The sequence below is a fragment of the Pseudomonas sp. LPB0260 genome, from assembly GCF_013388395.1.
Genome location: NZ_CP058247.1, coordinates 2,198,937 through 2,219,922, shown reverse-complemented (window position 1 = coordinate 2,219,922; position 20,986 = coordinate 2,198,937). Strand labels below are relative to the sequence as shown.

The following is a 20,986-nucleotide window of genomic DNA, read 5'->3' as shown; positions in this document are numbered from 1 at the left end:
GGGCCGCGCCATGTCTGAACTCACTACCCAGAACGAATTCATCGCCCGGCATATCGGCCCGCGTGACGCCGACACCGCCGCCATGCTCGCCACCCTGGGCTTCGACTCCGTCGAGGCGCTGATCGCCAGCGTCATCCCGGAGACCATCAAGGGCACCAGCGTGCTCGGCCAGACCCCGGGCCTGAGCGAGGCCGACGCCCTGGCCAAGATCAAGGCCATCGCCGCCAAGAACCTGCAGTTCAAGACCTACATCGGTCAGGGCTACTACGGCACCCACACGCCGAGCCCGATCCTGCGCAACCTGCTGGAGAACCCGGCCTGGTACACCGCCTACACCCCCTACCAGCCGGAAATCTCCCAGGGCCGCCTGGAAGCGCTGCTGAACTTCCAGACCCTGATCAGCGACCTCACCGGCCTGCCGATCGCCAACGCCTCGCTGCTGGACGAAGCCACCGCCGCCGCCGAGGCCATGACCTTCTGCAAGCGCCTGTCGAAGAACAAGGCCAGCAACGCCTTCTTCGCCTCGCAGCATTGCCACCCGCAGACCCTCGACGTGCTGCGCACCCGTGCCGAGCCCCTGGGCATCGAAGTGGTGGTCGGTGACGAGCGCGAAATCGCCGACGCCAGCGCCTACTTCGGCGCCCTGCTGCAGTACCCGACCAGCAACGGCGACATCTTCGACTACCGCGAGCTGGTCGAGCGCTTCCACGAGGCCAAGGCGCTGGTCGCCGTGGCCGCCGACCTGCTGGCCCTGACCCTGCTCAGCGCCCCGGGCGAGTTCGGCGCCGACGTGGCCATCGGCAGCGCCCAGCGCTTCGGTGTGCCGCTGGGCTTCGGCGGCCCGCATGCCGCCTACTTCGCCACCCGCGACACCTTCAAGCGCGACATGCCCGGCCGCCTGGTCGGCGTCTCGGTCGACCGTTTCGGCAAGCCGGCCCTGCGCCTGGCCATGCAGACCCGCGAGCAGCACATCCGCCGCGAGAAGGCCACCAGCAACATCTGCACCGCCCAGGTGCTGCTGGCCAACATCGCCAGCATGTACGCCGTGTACCACGGTCCCCAGGGCCTGACCGCCATCGCCCAGCGCGTGCACCAGCTGACCGCCATCCTCGCCGCGGGCCTGGCCAAGCTGGGCCTGGCCGCCGAGCAGGAGAGCTTCTTCGATACCCTGACCCTGGCCACCGGTGCGCGCACCGCGCAGCTGCACCAGCAGGCCCGCGAGATGGGCATCAACCTGCGCGAGATCGACGCCGAGCGCCTCGGCCTGTCGCTGGACGAGACCACCGACCAGGCCGCCGTCGAGCGCCTGTGGGAAGTCTTCGCCGAGCCGGGCCAGAACCTCCCGGACTTCGCCGAGCTGGCCGCCGCCACTGCCGCCCGCCTGCCCCAGGCCCTGCTGCGCCAGTCGGCGATCCTGCAGCACGAAGTGTTCAACCGCTACCACAGCGAAACCGAGCTGATGCGCTACCTGCGCAAGCTGGCCGACAAGGACCTGGCCCTGGACCGCAGCATGATCCCGCTGGGCTCCTGCACCATGAAGCTCAACGCCGCCAGCGAGATGATCCCGGTCACCTGGCCGGAGTTCGGCAACCTGCACCCCTTCGCCCCGGCCGAGCAGAGCCAGGGTTACCAGCAGCTGACCGACGAGCTGGAGGCCATGCTGTGCGCCGCCACCGGCTATGACGGCGTGTCCCTGCAGCCGAACGCCGGCTCCCAGGGCGAGTACGCCGGCCTGCTGGCGATCCGCGCCTACCACCGCAGCCGCGGCGAGGAGCAGCGCGACATCTGCCTGATCCCGCAGTCCGCCCACGGCACCAACCCGGCCACCGCCAGCATGGCCGGCATGCGCGTGGTGGTGACCGCCTGCGACGCCCGCGGCAACGTCGACATCGACGACCTGCGCGCCAAGGCCCAGGAGCACCAGCACCGCCTGGCCGCGCTGATGATCACCTACCCGTCGACCCACGGCGTGTTCGAGGAAGGCATCCGCGAGATCTGCCAGATCGTTCACGATAACGGCGGCCAGGTGTACATCGACGGCGCCAACATGAACGCCATGGTCGGCCTCTGCGCCCCGGGCCAGTTCGGCGGCGACGTCTCGCACCTGAACCTGCACAAGACCTTCTGCATCCCCCACGGCGGTGGCGGTCCGGGCGTCGGCCCGATCGGCGTCAAGTCGCACCTGATCCCCTTCCTGCCGGGCCACGACAAGATGGCGCGCAAGGAAGGCGCGGTCAGCGCGGCGCCGTTCGGCAGCGCCAGCATCCTGCCGATCACCTGGATGTACATCACCATGATGGGCGGCGAAGGCCTCAAGCGCGCCTCGCAGATGGCCATCCTCAACGCCAACTACATCGCCCGTCGCCTGGAAGAGCACTACCCGGTGCTGTACAGCGGCGAAGGCGGCCTGGTGGCCCACGAGTGCATCCTCGACATCCGCCCGCTCAAGGAAAGCAGCGGCATCAGCGTCGACGACGTGGCCAAGCGCCTGATCGACTTCGGCTTCCACGCCCCGACCATGTCCTTCCCGGTGGCCGGCACGCTGATGATCGAGCCGACCGAGAGCGAGTCCAAGGAAGAACTGGATCGTTTCTGCGACGCCATGATCGCCATCCGCGAGGAAATCCGCGCGGTCGAGCGTGGTGACCTGGACGCCGAGGACAACCCGCTGAAGAACGCGCCGCACACCGCCCTGGAGCTGGTCGGCGAGTGGACCCACGGCTACAGCCGCGAGCAGGCGGTCTACCCGCTCGCCTCCCTGGTGGACGGCAAGTACTGGCCGCCGGTCGGCCGGGTCGACAACGTGTTCGGCGACCGCAACCTGATCTGCGCCTGCCCATCGATCGAGGCCTACCAGGACGCCTAAGCAGCACCCCTGGCCCGGCGCATGCCGGGCCAGCCAACAGTGGCCTCGAGCGGCGTTGAGCGGCTCGAGGCCGGCAGGAGTTTGTGGGTGCGCGGTGTGCGTCCCTGTGTCGGCAAACCCATGGCACACAGCGCGCACCCACAACCGGTTCGTCGTTGCACGGCGGATCGTTTAGCGCAAAACAGCAATTCCCATCGCGGCACAACCGCACGACAGCCCTTATTCGAAGCAGGCCACCCCTGCGCCCTAACAACAAGAAAAGGAGCGTTACATGGAATTCATCACCTCTCTGGTCAATCAAATCAACGGCCTGGTCTGGGGCCCACCGATGCTGGTGGCGATCCTCGGTACCGGTCTGTTCCTCATGCTGCGCCTGAAGCTGATGCCGCTGAGCAAGATCGGCGCCGGCTTCGCCCTGATGTGGCAAGGCCGCAAGAAGGACGATGCGGCCAGCGGCGAGATCAGCCCGTTCCAGGCGCTGATGACCTGCCTGGCCGCCACCGTCGGTACCGGCAACATCGCCGGCGTGGCCACCGCCATCTTCCTCGGCGGCCCCGGCGCGCTGTTCTGGATGTGGTGCACCGCCCTGGTCGGCATGGCCACCAAATACTGTGAAGTGGTGCTGGCGGTGCATTACCGCGAGAAGGACGACCGCGGCGAGCACGTCGGCGGGCCGATGTACGCGATCAAGAACGGCCTGGGCAAGAAGTGGCTGTGGCTGGGCACCGCCTTCGCCATCTTCGGCGGCCTGGCCGGCTTCGGCATCGGCAACATGGTCCAGGTCAACAGCATGGCCCACGCCCTGGAAAGCACCTTCGACATCCCGCTGTGGGCCACCGGCCTGGTCAGCATGGTGCTGGTCGGCCTGGTGATCCTCGGCGGCATCCAGCGCATCGGCAAGGTCGCCGCGACCCTGGTGCCGTTCATGTGCGTGGCCTACATCGTCGCCGCCGTGGCGGTGCTGGTGGCCTTCGCCGACGCCATCCCCGGCGCCTTCGAGCTGATCTTCACCCACGCCTTCAGCCCGATCGCCGCTGCCGGTGGCTTCGCCGGCGCGGCGGTGATGGCGGCGATCCGCTTCGGTGTGGCCCGCGGCATCTTCTCCAACGAGGCGGGCCTGGGCACCGCCGGCATCGCCCAGGCGGCCGGCATCACCAACAGCGCCGTGCGCTCGGGGATGATCGGCATGCTCGGGACCTTCATCGACACCATCATCATCTGCAGCATGACCGGCCTGGCGATCATCGCCTCCGGCGTGTGGACCAGCGGCGAGAGCGGCGCGGCCCTGTCGGCGGCGGCCTTCGAAGCGGCCATGCCCGGCTTCGGCGGCGCCCTGCTGAGCATCGCCCTGGTGGTCTTCGCCTTCACCACCATCCTCGGCTGGAGCTACTTCGGCGAGAAGTGCTGGGAGTTCATGGTCGGCACCAAGGCGATCATGCCGTTCCGCATCATCTGGGTGCTGGCCGTGCCGTTCGGCGCCATCGCCCAACTGGACTTCGCCTGGTTGCTGGCCGACACCCTCAACGGCCTGATGGCACTGCCCAACCTGCTGTCGCTGCTGCTGCTCAGCCCGGTGGTGGTCAAGCTGACCCGCGACCATTTCGCCAACAAGGCCAGCGTCGGCGGCGCCGCTGTCGTACAACGCTAACCCCTCGCATGACCCTGGCGCGGCCGGTTCACGGTCGCGCCCTTCGCCAAGGACCTCTCCCATGTTCCACAAGAGCCTGACCCTCAACGACTACGATCCGGCCCTGGCCCACGCCATCGCCGCCGAAGAGAGCCGCCAGCAGGACCACATCGAGCTGATCGCCTCGGAAAACTACTGCAGCCCGGCCGTGATGCAGGCCCAGGGCAGCGGGCTGACCAACAAGTACGCCGAGGGCTACCCGGGCAAGCGCTACTACGGCGGTTGCGAGCACGTCGACAAGGTCGAGCAACTGGCCATCGAACGGGCCAAGCAGCTGTTCGGCGCCGACTACGCCAACGTCCAGCCGCACTCCGGCTCCTCGGCCAACGCCGCCGTCTACCTGGCCCTGCTCAACGCGGGCGACACCATCCTCGGCATGAGCCTGGCCCACGGCGGCCACCTGACCCACGGTGCCAAGGTCAGCTCCTCCGGCAAGCTGTACAACGCGGTGCAGTACGGCATCGACGAGAACGGCCTGATCGACTACGCCGAGGTCGAGCGCCTGGCCGTGGAGCACCAGCCGAAGATGATCGTCGCCGGCTTCTCCGCCTACTCGCGGACCCTGGACTTCGCCCGTTTCCGCGCCATCGCCGACCAGGTCGGGGCGCTGCTGTTCGTCGACATGGCCCACGTCGCCGGCCTGGTCGCCGCCGGCCTGTACCCCAACCCGCTGCCCTACGCCGACGTGGTCACCACCACCACCCACAAGACCCTGCGCGGCCCGCGCGGCGGCCTGATCCTGGCCAGGTCCAACGAGGAGATCGAGAAGAAGCTCAACTCCGCGGTGTTCCCGGGCGCCCAGGGCGGCCCGCTGATGCACGTGATCGCGGCCAAGGCGGTGTGTTTCAAGGAAGCCCTGGAGCCCGGCTTCAAGGCCTACCAGCAGCAGGTGATCGACAACGCCCAGGCGATGGCCGAGGTGTTCGTCGGCCGCGGCTACGAGGTGGTCTCCGGCGGCACCGACAACCACCTGTTCCTGCTCAGCCTGATCAAGCAGGGCCTGACCGGCAAGGCCGCCGACGCGGCGCTCGGCGCGGCGCATATCACGGTGAACAAGAACGCCGTGCCGAACGACCCACAGTCGCCGTTCGTCACCTCCGGCATCCGCATCGGCACCCCGGCGGTGACCACCCGCGGCTTCAAGCAGGGCGAGTGCCGTGAGCTGGCCGGCTGGATCTGCGACATCCTCGACGAGATGGACAACCCCAGCGTGATCGAGCGGGTCCGTGGTCAGGTCGCGGACCTGTGCGCCACCTTCCCGGTCTACGCTGAATAGATAAGGTCGCTTCCTGGCCCGGAGCGCGTCCATTCCTGGGCGCGCCGCCCGTACCGCCAGAAGCCGGAGATCAGCATGTCACTTAGCGTTTTCGATCTGTTCAAAATCGGCATCGGCCCCTCCAGCTCGCACACCGTCGGGCCGATGCGCGCCGCCGTGCGTTTCGTCGAAGGCCTGCGCCGCGACGACCTGCTCGCCAGCACCGAATCCATCAAGGTCGAGCTGTACGGCTCGCTCGGCGCCACCGGCAAGGGCCATGGCAGCGACAAGGCAGTCTTGCTCGGCCTCGAGGGCGAGCAACCGGACACCGTCGACACGCGCACGGTGGACTCGCGCCTGGCGACGATGCGCAAGGCCGGTGAGCTCAAGCTGCTCGGCGAAAAGGCGATCCGCTTCGTCGAGAAAGAACACCTGGCGATGATCCGCAAGCCCCTGCCCTACCACCCCAACGGCATGATCTTCCGCGCCTTCGACGGCGCCGGCCTGCAGATCCGTTCGCGCGAGTACTACTCGGTGGGTGGCGGTTTCGTGGTCGACGAGGAAGCCGCCGGCGCCGACCGCATCGTCGAGGACCGCACGCCCCTGACCTACCCCTTCACCACCGCCAAGCAGCTGCTGGCCCACTGCGCCGAGCACAACCTGTCGATCAGCCAGGTGATGCTGGCCAACGAGACCGCCTGGCGCCCCGAGGCGGAAACCCGCGAAGGCCTGCTGAAGATCTGGCAGGTGATGCAGGACTGCGTCGAGGCCGGCTGCCAGAACGAGGGCATCATGCCCGGCGGGCTCAAGGTCAAGCGCCGCGCCGCCGCGCTGCACCGCCAGCTGTGCAAGCACCCGGAAGCGGCCCTGCGCGACTCGCTCAGCGTGCTCGACTGGGTCAACCTCTATGCCCTGGCGGTCAACGAGGAAAACGCCAGCGGCGGCCGCGTGGTGACCGCCCCGACCAACGGCGCGGCCGGCATCGTGCCGGCGGTGCTGCACTACTACATGCGCTTCATCGCCGGCGCCAACGAGGACGGCGTGGTGCGCTTCCTGCTCACCGCCGCGGCCATCGGCATCCTCTACAAGGAGAACGCCTCGATCTCCGGCGCCGAGGTCGGCTGCCAGGGCGAGGTCGGCGTGGCCTGCTCGATGGCCGCCGGGGCCCTGTGCGAAGTGCTCGGCGGTACGGTGGCGCAGGTGGAGAACGCCGCCGAGATCGGCATGGAGCACAACCTCGGCCTGACCTGCGACCCGATCGGCGGCCTGGTCCAGGTGCCGTGCATCGAACGCAACGCCATGGGCTCGGTGAAGGCGATCAACGCCGCCCGCATGGCCCTGCGCGGCGACGGCCAGCACTTCGTCTCGCTGGACAAGGTGATCCGCACCATGCGCCAGACCGGCGCCGACATGAAGAGCAAGTACAAGGAAACCGCCCGCGGCGGCCTAGCGGTCAACATCATCGAATGCTGATTTGTAGGGTGCGCTATGCGCACCAATGCTCTACCCGTGCGCCCACGCACCAACGCCCTACCCGTGCGCACGGCGCACCCAGATCTTTAACGGTGCGCTCGGCGCACCCTACCGGAGACATTGCATGACCACCGAAACCCTGGCGAAAACCCCTCTGCATGCCCTGCACCTGGAACTGGGCGCGCGCATGGTGCCGTTCGCCGGCTACGACATGCCGGTGCAGTACCCGCTCGGCGTGATGAAGGAGCACCTGCACACCCGCGAGCAGGCCGGCCTGTTCGACGTCTCGCACATGGGCCAGATCGTCCTGCGCGGCGCCGAGGCCGCCAAGGCCCTGGAAACCCTGGTGCCGGTGGACATCATCGACCTGCCGGTGGGCATGCAGCGCTACGCCATGTTCACCGATGAGAACGGCGGCATCCTCGACGACCTGATGGTCGCCAACCTGGGCGACGACACCCTGTTCCTGGTGGTCAACGCCGCCTGCAAGCAGCAGGACCTGATGCACCTGCAGCAGCACATCGCCGGCCAGTGCCAGATCGAGTCGCACTTCGACCGCGCCCTGCTCGCCCTGCAGGGCCCGAAGGCCGTCGACGCGCTGGCGCGCCTGGCCCCGGAAGTGGCGAAGATGACCTTCATGCAGTTCGCCGCCGTGCGCCTGCTCGGCGTCGACTGCTACGTCAGCCGCTCCGGCTACACCGGCGAAGACGGCTACGAGATCTCGGTGCCGGCCGAGCACGCCGAGACCCTGGCCCGCAGCCTGCTGGCCGAGCCGGAAGTCGAGGCCATCGGCCTCGGCGCGCGCGACTCGCTGCGTCTGGAAGCCGGCCTGTGCCTGTACGGCCACGACATGAGCACCAGCACCACGCCGATCGAGGCCAGCCTGCTGTGGGCCATCTCCAAGGCCCGCCGCGCCGACGGCGCCCGTGCCGGCGGCTTCCCCGGCGCCGAGCGGATCTTCACCCAGCTGCGTGAAGGCGTCGCCAGCAAGCGCGTCGGCCTGCTGCCGCAGGAGCGCGTGCCGGTGCGCGAAGGCGCGGAAATCGTCGACGCCGACGGCCAGGTGATCGGCCAGGTGTGCAGCGGCGGCTTCGGCCCGACCCTCGGCGCGCCTGTGGCCATGGGCTACGTGCAGAGCAGCCATGTGGCGGTGGACAGCGAGGTCTGGGCGCTGGTGCGCGGCAAGCGCGTGGCCATGAAAGTGGCCAAGACCCCCTTCGTGCCGCAGCGCTACTACCGCGGCTGATCCCCCGGCCCTCGCCGCCTGCCGGCGAGGGCCTTCCGGCGCATCACTCGCGCTAGAGCCCCCGCTGCACGCCTCACGGCTTGCCCGATCGCAATCTGATGGCCAGAATGCAGGGTAAGTCCCCGCCACTGCGTGCCCGGACCTTTCGAGTCATTCTGCCCAACGCGATACCCGCCGCCACCGCGGACCGCTGGATCTTCGCCCGCTGCAATGGGGCGGCCCAAGCGGCCAAGGCCCGGTCGGGCTCCAGACATAACGCCGAGCCAGTGAGGCAGTACGTAGCGCCTATGGACACGAGCCCCTATTCGCCGCCCACCGGATTCATGGACCTGCTGCTCGATGCCGTGTGCGCGGTCGACGCCGAGGGCCACTTCGTGTTCGTCAGCGCGGCCTGCGAGCGCATCTTCGGCTATCGCCCGGAAGAAATGATCGGCATGAACATGATCGACCTGGTGTTGCCCGAGGATCGAGAAAGGACCCTGCAGACAGCGCGCGAGATCATGGCCGGGCAGGCCAAGCCCTATTTCGAGAACCGCTACCGACACAAGGACGGCCGGATCGCCCACATCATGTGGTCGGCCCGCTGGTCGGAGTCCGACCAGCTGCGCATTGCCGTGGCCCGCGACATCACCGAGCGCAAGCAGGCCGAGTCTTTGCACGCCGCGCTCTACGCCATCTCCGAGGCGGCGCACGTCGCCGAGGACCTGCTGGCCCTGTTCCGGCAGATTCACCAGATCATCGGCGAGCTGCTGCCGGCGCAGAACTTTTCCGTGGCGCTATACGATGCGCTCCACGACCGGCTGAGCTTTCCCTATCACGTCGATGAGCGCGACCAGTCCGACGCGTCCGGCAACTCGACCGCAGGCGCGCTCTGCGCCGAGGTGATCCGCAGCGGCCAGGCGCTGCTGCTGAGCCCCGGAACCCAGAGCAAGGCGGCCGAGCCGCTGCGGCCGAGCACCGACCAGGACGCCCTGTGCTGGCTGGGCGTGCCGCTCAATTCGCCGGGCGGCGTCATCGGCGCCCTGGCGCTGAAGAGCTACCGCGGCGGCGCGCAGTACAGCGAAAAGGACACCGAACTGCTGCAGTTCGTCTCCAATCAGGTGGCCGCCGCGATAGAGCGCAAGCAGCTGCAGGCCCGCCTGCGGCACATGGCGCAGTACGATCAGCTGACCCAGCTGCCCAATCGCGGCCTGCTGCATGATCGCCTGAAGACGGCCCTGGAACGGGCGCGGCGGGAACAGGACAGAATGGCCCTGCTGTACCTCGACCTGGACCGCTTCAAGCAGGTCAACGACAGCCTCGGCCATGCCGCCGGCGACTTGCTGCTGCAGGAGGTGGCCAGCCGCCTCAAGCAGTGCGTGCGCGGCGTCGACACGGTTGCCCGGATCGGCGGCGACGAATTCGTGGTGCTGCTCGAGAGCATACAGACGCCGGAGCAAGCGGCGCACCTGGCGGAGAAGATTCGCCGCCTGCTCAACCTGCCCATGGACCTGGGCGGCCAGCCCCTGTGCATCCTGCCCAGCATCGGCATCGCCCTCTACCCCGAGCACGGCGATACGGTCGAGCAACTGCTCAAGCACGCCGATGACGCCATGTACGGCGCCAAAGGCAGCGGCGGCAACTGCTTTCAGTTGCGCACCCTGCCTGGCCCCGCCGAAGACAACGGCGCAGCCACGCTCCCCGGCTAACCGCCGACGAGCCGATCAGCGCAGCGTGCCGACCATCGCCGCCGCCACGCTGAGCACATCATGGCCCAGACGTTTCGAGCGCCGACCGCTCCACGCCGTCAGCGGCTCGGGATTGTCGTCGTGGTCCTTGAACGGCATCTCGATGGTGAACGACAGGCAGTCGAACTCCTCGCCGACCGCGTTGCAGGCCAGGGTCAGGTTGGCCTGGCCCGGCTCGTCGCGGGGGTAGCCGAAGGCGGTCTGGAACTCCGCGCCGATGTCCACCAGGCGACGCCTGAATTCATCCTCCAGCGCCGCCAGGCGCGGACTGTAGCCGGGATTACCCTCGCAACCGGCGGTAAACACGTGGGGAATCTCCTCGTCGCCGTGGATGTCGAGGAACAGATCAACACCGACCCGGCGCATCTGCTGCTGGACGAAGAACACCTCGGGGCTCTCGGCCTCGCTGGCCGACTGCCAGGCACGGTTGAGGTCCTTGCCGGCGGCGTTGGTGCGCAGGTGCCCGCGGAAGGCGCCATCGGGGTTCATGTTCGGCACCAGGTACAGTTCGGCCTGAGCCAGCAGGGCATTCAGCTCGGCGTCGTCCGGGTCCTGCAGACGCTCGATCAACCCTTCCATGAACCACTCGGCCATGTGCTCGCCGGGATGCTGCTGGGCGATGATCCAGATCTTGCGCGTGGCCTGGGGCGTGCGGCTGATCCGCAACAACTGGATGTCCCGGCCCTCGATGCTCTTGCCGCAGGCGAACAACTCGGCCCCGGCCTTCTCCAACGCCTGGCCGATCAGCCAGTCGTGGCGGGCACGGCTGTAGGGCTCGAAGTAGGCGAACCAGACCTGGGCCTCGCGCGGCTCGAGCTCGAACTGCAGCGCCCCCTCCTCGAAGCGGCTGGGCACGCGGAACCAGTTGACCTGGTCATAGGAGGCGACGGCGTTGTAGCCGCTCCAGGCGTGGCTGTAGGCCGACTGGCCGGCGTTGCACAGGCTGAAGCCGTAGCGCTGGCCGGGGCTCATGCCCGCCACCTTGAAGTGGAACCACTGAAAATGATGGCTATTGAGGTCCGGGCGCATGGCGAGCCGAACCTGCCGTGGATTGCTGGCGTCGAGTACCTCGATATTGCCGCTGTCGAAGTCGGAGCTGATGAGCATGCTTACCTCAGGCGCAAGGGGTTGCCGAAGTCCGCGAGGATCGCAGTTCGGCCGGCCCTTGGAAACGTTGAATGCGACATATACCTGAGCACCAGGTCCCGTATCACGCTCGGGGGACAACTCGAGCGCCGCCGCAGTCCGCGGCAAAGAGCGCAAAGCGGGCCGCCGCATTCTTGTCGGCGAAGTTAGGCGAGCGGAAAGTCTCAAGAAAAATACCGTTGACTGCGGCGACAATATAACGACCGGGCGGTCACGCTACAGCCTTATCCCTAGCACGAATCAATATCGCAGTGTTACTTGGGCGATCGCCGGCAAACGATTTTCGTGACAGGCCACACACACTGTTCTTAACTGAATTCAAGACAGCGCTAGACTTTTAGCGAGTGTTCGCCATAATTATTACCGCGCCCATAGAAAGCGCCGTAATAAGCCCCGTAAACAACCTAAGTCGTTGTTTATTATTGGATTTATCACTCAATAAACCTGTTACAAATACACTCAATAAAATCAAAGCAGCTTTGACTGCACCGCAAACGGTGACCGTAGCAGTAAGGCAGGCAGCCTTACGTTGTCACCTCATAAGTTACAGACCATGGGTAACCACGTGACGAAAGACGAACTGCGCGCCGAACTCGAGCGCCAGGCGCAGCGTTACAAGGACGTATACGGCGGGGAAGTCATTACCTACGCCGCTCAACCTGATCCCGAGCGCAAGCCTTGGCGCAAGAAGGCCAATCTTCTCGATCAAGCATTCGAGAAAGAACTGGAAAAGATCGAAAAAGACCTGCAGAGCAAAGCCGAAAAATCGCAAGATTGACGGCGCCGACGCGCCGTTGCCGCGGGCACCGGCGACTGATCCGCATGACCGACCAGGCCCTGCCAGGGCCGGGCCGGCCTGCGAGGCTGCCTGATCAGCGGCGCTTACCGCCCAGCAACGAGCCCATCAGCCCCCGCACCAGCTGCCGACCGATCTGGTTGGCGGCCTGGCGCACGGCGCTCTTCACCGCCTGGCTGGCCAGGCTGCCGAGCAATCCACCGGCCATGCCGCCGATTCCAGCCGTCGACTTGTCGGCTTTCTCACTGACCTGCTGCGCCTGCAGTTCGGCGGCCTCGGCGCTGGCCTTGGCGGCACGGGCAGACAGCAGCTCATAGGCCGACTCGCGGTCGACCGCCTGGTCGTAGCGCCCACCCAGGGGCGACTGGCGGATCAGTGCGGCGCGCTCCTGCTCGCTCAGCGGGCCGATACGCGACTGCGGCGGGGCAATGGCCACGTGCCGGACCAGGGCCGGCGTGCCCTTGTCCTCCAGGGTGCCGACCAGGGCCTCGCCGATGCCCAGCTCGGTCAGCAGGCTCAGGGTGTCGAACGCCGGATTGGCGCGGAAGCCGTCGGCCACCGCGCGCAGGGCCTTGCGCTCCTTGGTGGTGAAGGCACGCAGGCCATGCTGGATGCGCAGGCCGAGCTGGGCCAGCACGTCATCGGGCAGGTCGCTGGGCGACTGGGTGACGAAATACACCCCGACACCTTTCGAGCGGATCAGCCGTACCACCTGCTCCAGGCGCTCCTGCAAGGCCTTGGGGGTGTCGGCGAAAAGCAGGTGTGCCTCGTCGAAGAACAGCGCCAGCACCGGCTTGTCGGCGTCGCCGCGCTCGGGCAGCTGCTCGAACAGCTCGGCCAGCAGCCACAACAGAAAGGTCGCGTAGACCTTGGGCGCTTCGTGCACCAGGCGACTGGCGTCGAGCAGATGAATGCGCCCGCGACCATCGCGATCGGGATGCAGGATGTCCTCGAGCTGCAGGGCCGGTTCGCCGAACAGGGCCTCGGCGCCCTGCTGCTCGAGGCCCGCCAGGCGGCGCAGCAAGGCCTGGGCCGAGGCTGAGGTGAACAATGCGCTGTCGTCGCCGAGCACCTCGGGATGGGCCTTGAGATGAGCCAGCAAGGCCTTCAGATCCTTCAGGTCGAGCAGCAGCAGGCCTTCGCGGTCGGCCACCTTGAAGGCGGCGTAGAGCGCGGCCTGCTGACTGTCGGTCAGCTCCAACAGCGCGCCGAGCAGCAAGGGCCCCATCTCGCTCAGGGTGGTACGCAGCGGGTGCCCGCTCTGGCCGTGGATATCCCACAGGGTGAGCGGGTAGGCCGTCGGCCGGTGGTCCAGCCAGGGCATGCTGGCGATGCGCTCGGCCACCTTGCCCTGGGGCGCGCCGGCGGCGCCCAGACCGCAGAGATCGCCCTTCACGTCGGCGGCGAATACCGCCACCCCGGCATCGCTGAAACCCTCGATCAGGCGTTGCAGGGTCACCGTCTTGCCCGTGCCCGTCGCCCCCGCGACCAGCCCGTGCCGGTTGGCCAGGCGCAGGGGCTGCGCAACCGGCTGGCCGGAACTGTCGGCGCCAAAAATGAACTGTTCGGATACGGACATTTCGGTGTCTCCCAAGTTAAAGCTTTCGTCCACGAATGCCGACACAAGGGGAGTGCTGGCCGCCTGGACAGCCCCCATTTCCGGCACCGCATGAAACCTCAAGCCAGCCCAGACTGGCAGCCGCCTCTAACGGACAGCATAAGCCATGACCCACAGCCTGAAGTTCAGCCACAAGATCCTGCTCGCCGCCTCGCTGGTGGTGATCGCGGCCTTCTCCCTGTTCACCCTGTACAACGACTACCTGCAGCGCAACGCGATCCGCGCCAACCTGGAGAACTACCTGCACGAGATGGGTGAGGTGACCGCCGGCACCATCCAGAACTGGTTGTCCGGACGCATCCTGCTGGTGGAGAGCACGGCCCAGTCGATAACCCGGGAGGCGGCAAATGACAAGGTCGTCAGCCTGTTGGAACAACGTGCGCTGGCCTCGACCTTCGCCTTCGCCTACCTGGGCGGCGACGACGGCACCTTCACCTCGCGTCCGGAAAGCGATCTGCCGGCGGGTTACGATCCGCGTACCCGTCCCTGGTACAAGGACGCCATGGCCGCCGGTGGCACCACCCTCACCGAACCCTACGTGGATGCCTCCACCAACGAGCTGACCATCACCATCGCCACGCCGGCCAAGCCCGCCGGTGTGGTCGGCGGCGACCTGGGCCTGAGCACCCTGGTCAACCTGATCAACTCGCTGGACTTCAACGGCATCGGCTACGCCTTCCTGGTCAGCGCCGACGGCAAGATTCTCGTGCACCCGGACCAGGCGCTGGTGATGAAGAGCCTCAAGGAGGTGTTCCCCCAGGACACCCCGCGTATCGGCAGCGACTTCAGCGAGACCGAAGTGGATGGCAATACCCGCCTGTTCACCTTCACCCCGGTCAAGGGCCTGCCTTCGGTTTCCTGGTACATCGGCCTGTCCATCGACAAGGCCAAGGCCTATGCGATGCTCAGCGAGTTCCGCGCCTCGGCCATTGTCGCCACCCTGATCGCCGTGGTGCTGATCATCCTGCTGCTGAGCATGCTGATCCGCGTGCTGATGCAGCCGCTGCGCGTGATGGGCAAGGCCATGCAGGACATCGCCCAGGGCGAAGGCGACCTGACCAAGCGCCTGGCGATCCAGTCCAACGACGAGTTCGGTGAGCTGGCCAAGTCGTTCAACCGTTTCGTCGAGCGGATTCACGCCTCGATCCGCGAGGTGTCCTCGGCCACCATCCAGGTCAACGAGGTGGCCAAGCTGGTGGTCAACGCCTCCAACTCCTCGATGCTCAACTCCGACGAGCAGGCCAGTCGCACCAACAGCGTGGCCGCGGCGATCAACGAGCTGGGCGCCGCGGCCCAGGAGATCGCCCGCAACGCCGCCGATGCCTCGACCCAGGCCTCCGATGCCCGCGGCCAGGCCGAGGACGGCCGCCAGGTGGTGGAACAGACCATCCGCGCGATGAACGACCTGTCGAGCAAGATCAGCAGCTCCTGCAGCCACATCGAGACGCTGAACGGCAAGACGGTAAACATCGGCCAGATCCTCGAGGTGATCAAGAGCATCTCCCAGCAGACCAACCTGCTGGCACTCAACGCCGCCATCGAGGCCGCGCGGGCCGGCGAAGCGGGCCGGGGCTTCGCCGTGGTCGCCGACGAGGTGCGCAACCTGGCCCACCGTACCCAGGAGTCGGCGCAGGAAATCGAGAGCATGATCGAGGAACTGCAGGTCGGCTCGCGCGAGTCGGTCACCACCATGACCGAGAGCCAGCGCTACAGCGAGGAAAGCGTGGAGATCGCCAACCAGGCGGGCCAGCGCCTGAGCAGCGTGACCCAGCGCATCGGCGAGATCGACGGCATGAACCAGTCGGTGGCCACCGCCACCGAAGAGCAGACCTCGGTGATCGAGTCGCTGAACATGGACATCACCGAGATCAACACCCTCAACCAGGAGGGTGTGGAGAACCTCCACGCCACCCTGCGTGCCTGCGGTGACCTGGAGCAGCAGGCCGCGCGCCTGAAGCAGCTGGTGGACAGCTTCCGCATCTGATCCCGCCGGGAAACGACAACGGGGCGCTCAGACAGCGCCCCGATTCATTTGCGCGGCGGTTTTGCTTCTTGCGCCTGCGCCTGTTCAGTCTGCAGCTGCTGCCACAGTTCGGCGGCACCGGGAAAATCGCTGCCGACGCTGTCATCCATGGACTCTGGGTCGTAACGCCGCACGCATCCCTCGCCGAGCGTCGGCGGCGGCCTGGAGGTGGCGCGTTCGAGTGGATCGGTCATGACTTCATTCTCGGTGGCTAACGGGGCGAGTCGCCTTGCAGCATCCGCCGCGCCCGGCTTCGGCGCAAGGCGCAGCCAATCCCAGTCGCGCGCCCAGTGGCCAGCGGGCCTACTCCTGCTTGGCGCCCTGCTCGTGCTGCGCGAACTCCTTGACCGCGCGCAACACATCGCTGCGACTGATCTGGCCGACCAGCCGACCACCCTCGATCACCGGAATGCGCCCGAGACGGCCGCGCAGGAAGCGCTGGGAGACTTCAATGATGTCGACCTCTGGCGAGATGGTCTCCACCTCGGTGACCATATAGCCGCTGACCGTGCCGCCGATGGCCTCGTAGTAGGCGCCGGAGAGTATCCCGCGCAGACAGTCGCCCTCGGACAGCAAACCGATCAGATGGCCCTGGGAGTCGACCACCGGGGCACCGGAAATGCGGTGCTCCAGCAGGCGGTTGATGGCGGTGAACAGATCGGTGTCGGACCGAAAGGTCACCAGGTGGCGCGTCATGTAATCCCGCACCTTGATTGACTTGAGCATTAGCGAACTCCTGTATCGTCCACCCCAAGCGGCCCACGTCAGCAAGTGTCAGTCGAACACCACCGTCTTGTTGTCGTGTACCAGCACCCGGTCTTCCAAGTGATAGCGTAGTCCACGGGACAGCACCATTTTCTCCACATCCTTACCCAGGCGAACCATTTCCTCGACACTGTCGCGGTGGCTCACCCGCACCACGTCCTGTTCGATGATCGGTCCGGCATCCAGCTCCTCGGTGACGTAGTGCGAAGTGGCGCCGATCAGCTTCACCCCGCGCAGCGACGCCTGGTGATAGGGCTTGGCGCCGACGAACGACGGCAGGAAGCTGTGATGGATGTTGATCACCCGCTGGGCGAACTCGGCGCAGAGTTGCTCGGGCAGAATTTGCATGTAGCGGGCCAGGACGATGGCATCGGCCGCATGCGCCTTGACCAGCCGTTCCACTTCGGCGAAGGCCGGCTGTTTGTCCTGGGGGTCGACCGGAACATGGAAGTAGGGAATACCATGCCACTCGACCATGCTGCGCAAGTCGTCATGATTGGAAATGACACAGGGAATATCGCAGTCGAGTTCATTGCTGTGCCAGCGGTGTAACAAGTCCGCCAGACAATGCGATTCACGGCTGGCCATCAGCACCACCCGTTTCTTCTGCGCCGAATCGGTAATCCGCCACTCCATGGAAAACTCCCGGGCGATAGGCGCAAACGCCTGGCGCATGCCGTCTATATCGAACGGCAACGAATCGGCACGAATCTCATGACGCATGAAGAACCAACCGCTCTGGGTATCCGAGTGATGGCTCGCCTCGGTAATCCAGCCGTTATAGGTCGCCAGGAAGTTACTGACCTTGGCCACGATACCGACGCGGTCCGGGCAGGCAATGACCAGACGAAAAGTGCGCATTAGAGACTCCAGAGTTTTCGCAAAGGCGGCCATTCTAGCCAGCACGCGGAAAAACTGCAGTAGCGCGGCGGTGGCGTCGAAAAAACACCTGCAATGGCCTGAGGCAACCGCCAAACCACGGACAAGACTGAGTCGCTGGGAGTTTGCCGTCGCGGCCACGAGGTTTACGCGCCGCAGACAATTACCTCAGCTGCCGCAGCCAGGAGTTAGTTCGCGGCTAAAAGCGCAACTAAATATGACGCCCACTGGCAATTTTCAACAAAGCAGTTTACTTGTGAAAAGTGCCTGACTATTATTACTGACACTTAGCCATCTGCCACTTGCGTACCAAGGAAATCCCATGTCGCTGATCAACGAATATCGCGCTGCCGAAGAAGCCATCAAAGAACTGCAAGAGCGCCTGAAAACCCTGTCGCAAGACGACAAACTGAAGAAAGAACTGGAATTCGAAGGCAAGCTGCGCACACTGATGGGCGAATACCAGAAGTCCCTGCGCGACATCATCGCCCTGCTCGATCCCGAAGCCAAGGTCAGCAAGGCCGGCCGCGCCACCAAGCCCGCTGGCGCCAAGCGCGCGCGCAAGGTAAAGCAGTACAAGAACCCCAACACTGGCGAAGTGATTGAAACCAAAGGCGGCAACCACAAGACTCTGAAAGAGTGGAAAGCCAAGTGGGGCGCCGACACCGTAGAAAGCTGGGCCACCCTGCTGGGTTGATCCCCGCTACTAGGTTGCTTCTCAGCACATAAAAAAACGCCGGCCATGCTGGCGTTTTTTTATGGCGGCAGGAATGTGCGCATCGACACTGGTTCAGCGACATCCGCGCGGGCTATCGCCATAACGGCTTGGCAGAAAGCCCCTCAGCGCAAACAGTAGGCCGACCGCGGCTATCGCCAATAGCGCAACTTCGTCCAGCACTGGAGCGAAGACTGCCTTAGTGCTCGAAGCAACCCGAAACGCAGGGAATATCCGACTCGCCGTTCGCCGGCGAGACTCCCGCAACAACAATGCGAGCGCTATTGACCGACCAGTATCGAACGCCGACCACGCAGTCTAATTATGGCGAGCCATGCACCAGCGCCAGTAACCCGCGCCGGCGTTCTTTTTAAAGCGCGTATCGCTCACGCAACTGCTGCGCGTAACCTTGCCATTCGGCCAATATCGCCTGCTGCTCCGGTGACGCCGTCGGGATTATTTCCGCCACCGCCGCTTCGAAATTCGCCAGGGTATTCGGCGCCCCGTACTCGGCCCGGCTTAATCGCAGCTGGCAGAACTCACGCCAGCGCTGTTGTTCGGCCTCGGTCAAACTGGAGAAACAATTCCGCGCACGATAGCGGAACAGCAACTCCGGCAGCCGCGCATCGTCAAACGGCCAACTCTGTCTGGCCAAGAGTTGCGGCTCGGCATTACGTACCTGCTCGCACAGTCGCCGGTCGCGATCGCCGATAAATCCCTCGTATAACTGCTGCTCCGGGTCCTCGCTCGCGGCGAAGTCTTCCTCGCGGTAAACCTGGGCAAGTTTGTCCTGCCATTGTGCTTGAGTGTCCGCGAGCTGCTTGGCCCGCGCCTGACAAGTCGACATATCCAACTGCAGGCGCTGAATATCCTCGTCGCGCAATACCTTCAACGGCGCCACCACCGGACAACGGTTGATATGCAACAACTTCAGCGGCACCGGTAGCTCACCTTCGGCCAACTGCTCGCGCCGGGTGTACAGACGCCGGCACAGGGTTTCCCCATCTTCCGCCAGCAGGGGCGTCGGATCGGCCTGCAGGTCGCAGACGATCAGGGCATTGCGATTGCGCGGGTGCCAGGCCAGGGGCAGGACCAGCGCCAGGTAATGGCGAGAGCCGGCGAAGCGGCCGGACACGTGCACCAAGGGCTGTAGCAGGCGAATCTGATCGAGCACGCGCTGCTTGCTGCGCAATTGATAGAGGTAGTCGTATAGCTTCGGCTGCCGGTCGCGCAGCAGACGCGCCAGGGCGATGGTCGCGCGCACGTCGGACAGGGCATCGTGGGCCTGGCCATGGTCGATGCCGTTGGCCTGGGTCAGGCGCTCCAGCTTGAGGCTGACGCGGCCCTCCTCCTCTGGCCAGACGATGCCCTCTGGGCGCAGGGCGTAGGCGGTGCGCAGCAGATCGATCAGGTCCCAGCGGCTGTTGCCGCCTTGCCATTCGCGGGCATAGGGGTCGAAGAAGTTGCGGTAGAGGCTGTAGCGCGTGACCTCGTCGTCGAAACGCAGGCTGTTGTAACCGGCGCCGCAGGTGCCGGGCTGCGCCAGCTCGGCGTGCACGCGGCTCATGAACTCGGCCTCGCCCAGGCCCTGCTGCGCCAGCCGCCCGGGGGTAATGCCGGTGACCAGGCAAGCAGCCGGATGCGGCAGGATGTCGTCGCTGGGCTGGCAGTAGATGTTAAGCGGCTCGCCGATTTCCCGGAGATTCTCGTCGGTGCGAATGCCGGCGACCTGCAAGGGGCGGTCGCGTCGCGGGTCGATGCCGGTGGTTTCGTAGTCGTACCAGAAGATGGAAGTCACGTGGCTGTCCTGAGTCAGAGGCCGCGGCAGTCTAGCATCCAGGCCACGACGGATCGTCGCCAGCGAACCTTGCGCCAGCGCACGCCGCACCGGCGCGCGCCTTGTCCTCGGCATGCCCGCGGGGCTAGAGTGCCTGCCTCGATCAACTCGCGCACAAGGATGTCCCATGAGCGAAATCACCAGCCCCAACCCCTACGCCGCGCCGACCAGCGACCTGCAGGAGGCCCGTGGCGATGCCCAGGCACCGAGCATCGAGCAGGCCCTGAGCCGCGGTTACGACTTCCGTATCGGCGAACTGCTGAGCGAATCCTGGCAGCGTGTCGAAGGCACCAAAGGCATCATCATCGGCGGTTTCATCGCCTGCTTCGTGGCCCTGATGTTGTGCGGATTGGTCCTCAGCCAGGCGTTCAGCTTCGTGCTGATGATCAGCCACGACGTGACGACCCTGATGGTCGCCACGATGCTGCTGTCCCTGCTGATCACCTCCCTGGCCTACCCCTTCATGGCCGGCATCAACATGGTCGGCATCCGCCGGGCGGCCGATCAACCGGTCAGGTTCAGCGAGGTGTTCGCCCACCTCGGGCGCAGCCTGCCGCTGATCATCACCGCCATCATCATGCTGGTACTGGTCAACCTGGGTTCTATGCTGCTGGTCATTCCCGGCGTCTATCTGTCCATCGCCTATCTGCTGGCGATCCCCCTGGTGGTCGAACGGCGCCTGTCGCCCTGGCAAGCCCTGGAAGCCTCGCGCAAGGCCATCAGCCAGCACTGGTTCAAGGTCTTCGGCCTGTTCCTGCTGCTTTGCCTGATCAACCTGGTCGCCGTCCTTCCCCTGGGTATCGGCCTGATCTGGAGCGTTCCGCTGTTCGTGGTCGCCATGGGCGTGCTCTACCGCACCATCTTCGGCGTGTTACCCGTGGCCAAGTGAGCACTGGCTCGCTAGCCACGCACCCGAGGCACCGGGCTCGTCACTGAGCCCGGTTGCTTACCCG

At 65.8% G+C, this 20,986-nt stretch carries 16 protein-coding genes; 10 read left to right on the top strand and 6 right to left on the bottom strand.

Annotated features, from left to right (window positions below; genetic code table 11):
- Positions 1-10 precede the first annotated feature (10 nt).
- The 6 genes from gcvP to LPB260_RS09800 all read left to right on the top strand — a co-directional run bounded on the left by gcvP (position 11) and on the right by LPB260_RS09800 (position 10,215).
- On the top strand, positions 11-2,866 hold the full coding sequence (gene gcvP / locus LPB260_RS09825) for an aminomethyl-transferring glycine dehydrogenase (protein ID WP_208708539.1): 2,856 nt from the start codon (positions 11-13) through the stop codon (positions 2,864-2,866).
- 271 nt (positions 2,867-3,137) lie between these two features.
- On the top strand, positions 3,138-4,514 hold the full coding sequence (locus LPB260_RS09820; RefSeq protein ID WP_208708538.1) for a sodium:alanine symporter family protein: 1,377 nt from the start codon (positions 3,138-3,140) through the stop codon (positions 4,512-4,514).
- 61 nt (positions 4,515-4,575) lie between these two features.
- The gene (gene glyA / locus LPB260_RS09815; protein ID WP_208708537.1) at positions 4,576-5,829 is read left to right on the top strand and encodes a serine hydroxymethyltransferase; all 1,254 of its coding nucleotides are present in this window, start codon (positions 4,576-4,578) and stop codon (positions 5,827-5,829) included.
- A 75-nt stretch (positions 5,830-5,904) separates the two neighbouring features.
- Complete coding sequence (locus LPB260_RS09810) at positions 5,905-7,281, top strand: L-serine ammonia-lyase (protein ID WP_208708536.1); 1,377 nt, start codon at positions 5,905-5,907, stop codon at positions 7,279-7,281.
- Positions 7,282-7,405: 124 nt separating this feature from the next.
- Positions 7,406-8,527, top strand: a complete 1,122-nt coding sequence (gcvT, locus tag LPB260_RS09805) for a glycine cleavage system aminomethyltransferase GcvT (protein ID WP_208708535.1) — start codon at positions 7,406-7,408, stop codon at positions 8,525-8,527.
- Between the two features lie 287 nt (positions 8,528-8,814).
- Positions 8,815-10,215 carry a diguanylate cyclase domain-containing protein gene (locus tag LPB260_RS09800; protein ID WP_208708534.1) on the top strand — a complete coding sequence of 467 codons (1,401 nt, stop codon included), beginning with the start codon at positions 8,815-8,817 and terminating at the stop codon, positions 10,213-10,215.
- Between the two features lie 15 nt (positions 10,216-10,230).
- Here LPB260_RS09800 and LPB260_RS09795 read toward each other — a convergent pair whose 3' ends face one another.
- Entirely contained in the window at positions 10,231-11,361 is a 1,131-nt protein-coding gene (locus LPB260_RS09795) for a M14-type cytosolic carboxypeptidase (protein WP_208708533.1), read from the bottom strand.
- Positions 11,362-11,965: 604 nt separating this feature from the next.
- On the opposite strand from LPB260_RS09795, the gene LPB260_RS09790 reads away from it, so the two are divergent.
- Positions 11,966-12,178, top strand: a complete 213-nt coding sequence (locus LPB260_RS09790; protein ID WP_208708532.1) for a hypothetical protein — start codon at positions 11,966-11,968, stop codon at positions 12,176-12,178.
- Between the two features lie 94 nt (positions 12,179-12,272).
- On the opposite strand, the gene LPB260_RS09785 is transcribed toward LPB260_RS09790, so the two are convergent.
- Positions 12,273-13,775 carry a helicase HerA-like domain-containing protein gene (locus tag LPB260_RS09785; protein WP_208708531.1) on the bottom strand — a complete coding sequence of 501 codons (1,503 nt, stop codon included), beginning with the start codon at positions 13,773-13,775 and terminating at the stop codon, positions 12,273-12,275.
- 145 nt (positions 13,776-13,920) lie between these two features.
- Between LPB260_RS09785 and LPB260_RS09780 the strand changes: the two genes are divergently transcribed.
- Positions 13,921-15,798 (top strand): methyl-accepting chemotaxis protein, encoded by a 1,878-nt coding sequence (locus LPB260_RS09780; RefSeq protein WP_208708530.1) that lies wholly within the window; start codon positions 13,921-13,923, stop codon positions 15,796-15,798.
- Between the two features lie 44 nt (positions 15,799-15,842).
- Here LPB260_RS09780 and LPB260_RS09775 read toward each other — a convergent pair whose 3' ends face one another.
- The 3 genes from LPB260_RS09775 to purU form a co-directional block, all read right to left on the bottom strand.
- On the bottom strand, positions 15,843-16,031 hold the full coding sequence (locus LPB260_RS09775) for a hypothetical protein (protein WP_208708529.1): 189 nt from the start codon (positions 16,029-16,031) through the stop codon (positions 15,843-15,845).
- A gap of 109 nt (positions 16,032-16,140) precedes the next feature.
- Positions 16,141-16,563, bottom strand: a complete 423-nt coding sequence (locus LPB260_RS09770; RefSeq protein WP_208708528.1) for a CBS domain-containing protein — start codon at positions 16,561-16,563, stop codon at positions 16,141-16,143.
- A 48-nt stretch (positions 16,564-16,611) separates the two neighbouring features.
- Entirely contained in the window at positions 16,612-17,463 is an 852-nt protein-coding gene (gene purU, locus LPB260_RS09765; protein ID WP_208708527.1) for a formyltetrahydrofolate deformylase, read from the bottom strand.
- A gap of 340 nt (positions 17,464-17,803) precedes the next feature.
- Between purU and mvaT the strand changes: the two genes are divergently transcribed.
- Positions 17,804-18,178, top strand: coding sequence for a histone-like nucleoid-structuring protein MvaT (mvaT, locus tag LPB260_RS09760; protein ID WP_208708526.1), 375 nt, complete (start codon positions 17,804-17,806; stop codon positions 18,176-18,178).
- A gap of 388 nt (positions 18,179-18,566) precedes the next feature.
- Here mvaT and sbcB read toward each other — a convergent pair whose 3' ends face one another.
- Positions 18,567-19,994, bottom strand: a complete 1,428-nt coding sequence (gene sbcB / locus LPB260_RS09755; RefSeq protein ID WP_256625587.1) for an exodeoxyribonuclease I — start codon at positions 19,992-19,994, stop codon at positions 18,567-18,569.
- A gap of 166 nt (positions 19,995-20,160) precedes the next feature.
- On the opposite strand from sbcB, the gene LPB260_RS09750 reads away from it, so the two are divergent.
- Positions 20,161-20,922: a hypothetical protein gene (locus LPB260_RS09750; RefSeq protein WP_208708524.1), complete on the top strand. Its 762-nt coding sequence runs from the start codon at positions 20,161-20,163 to the stop codon at positions 20,920-20,922.
- Positions 20,923-20,986: the final 64 nt, after the last annotated feature.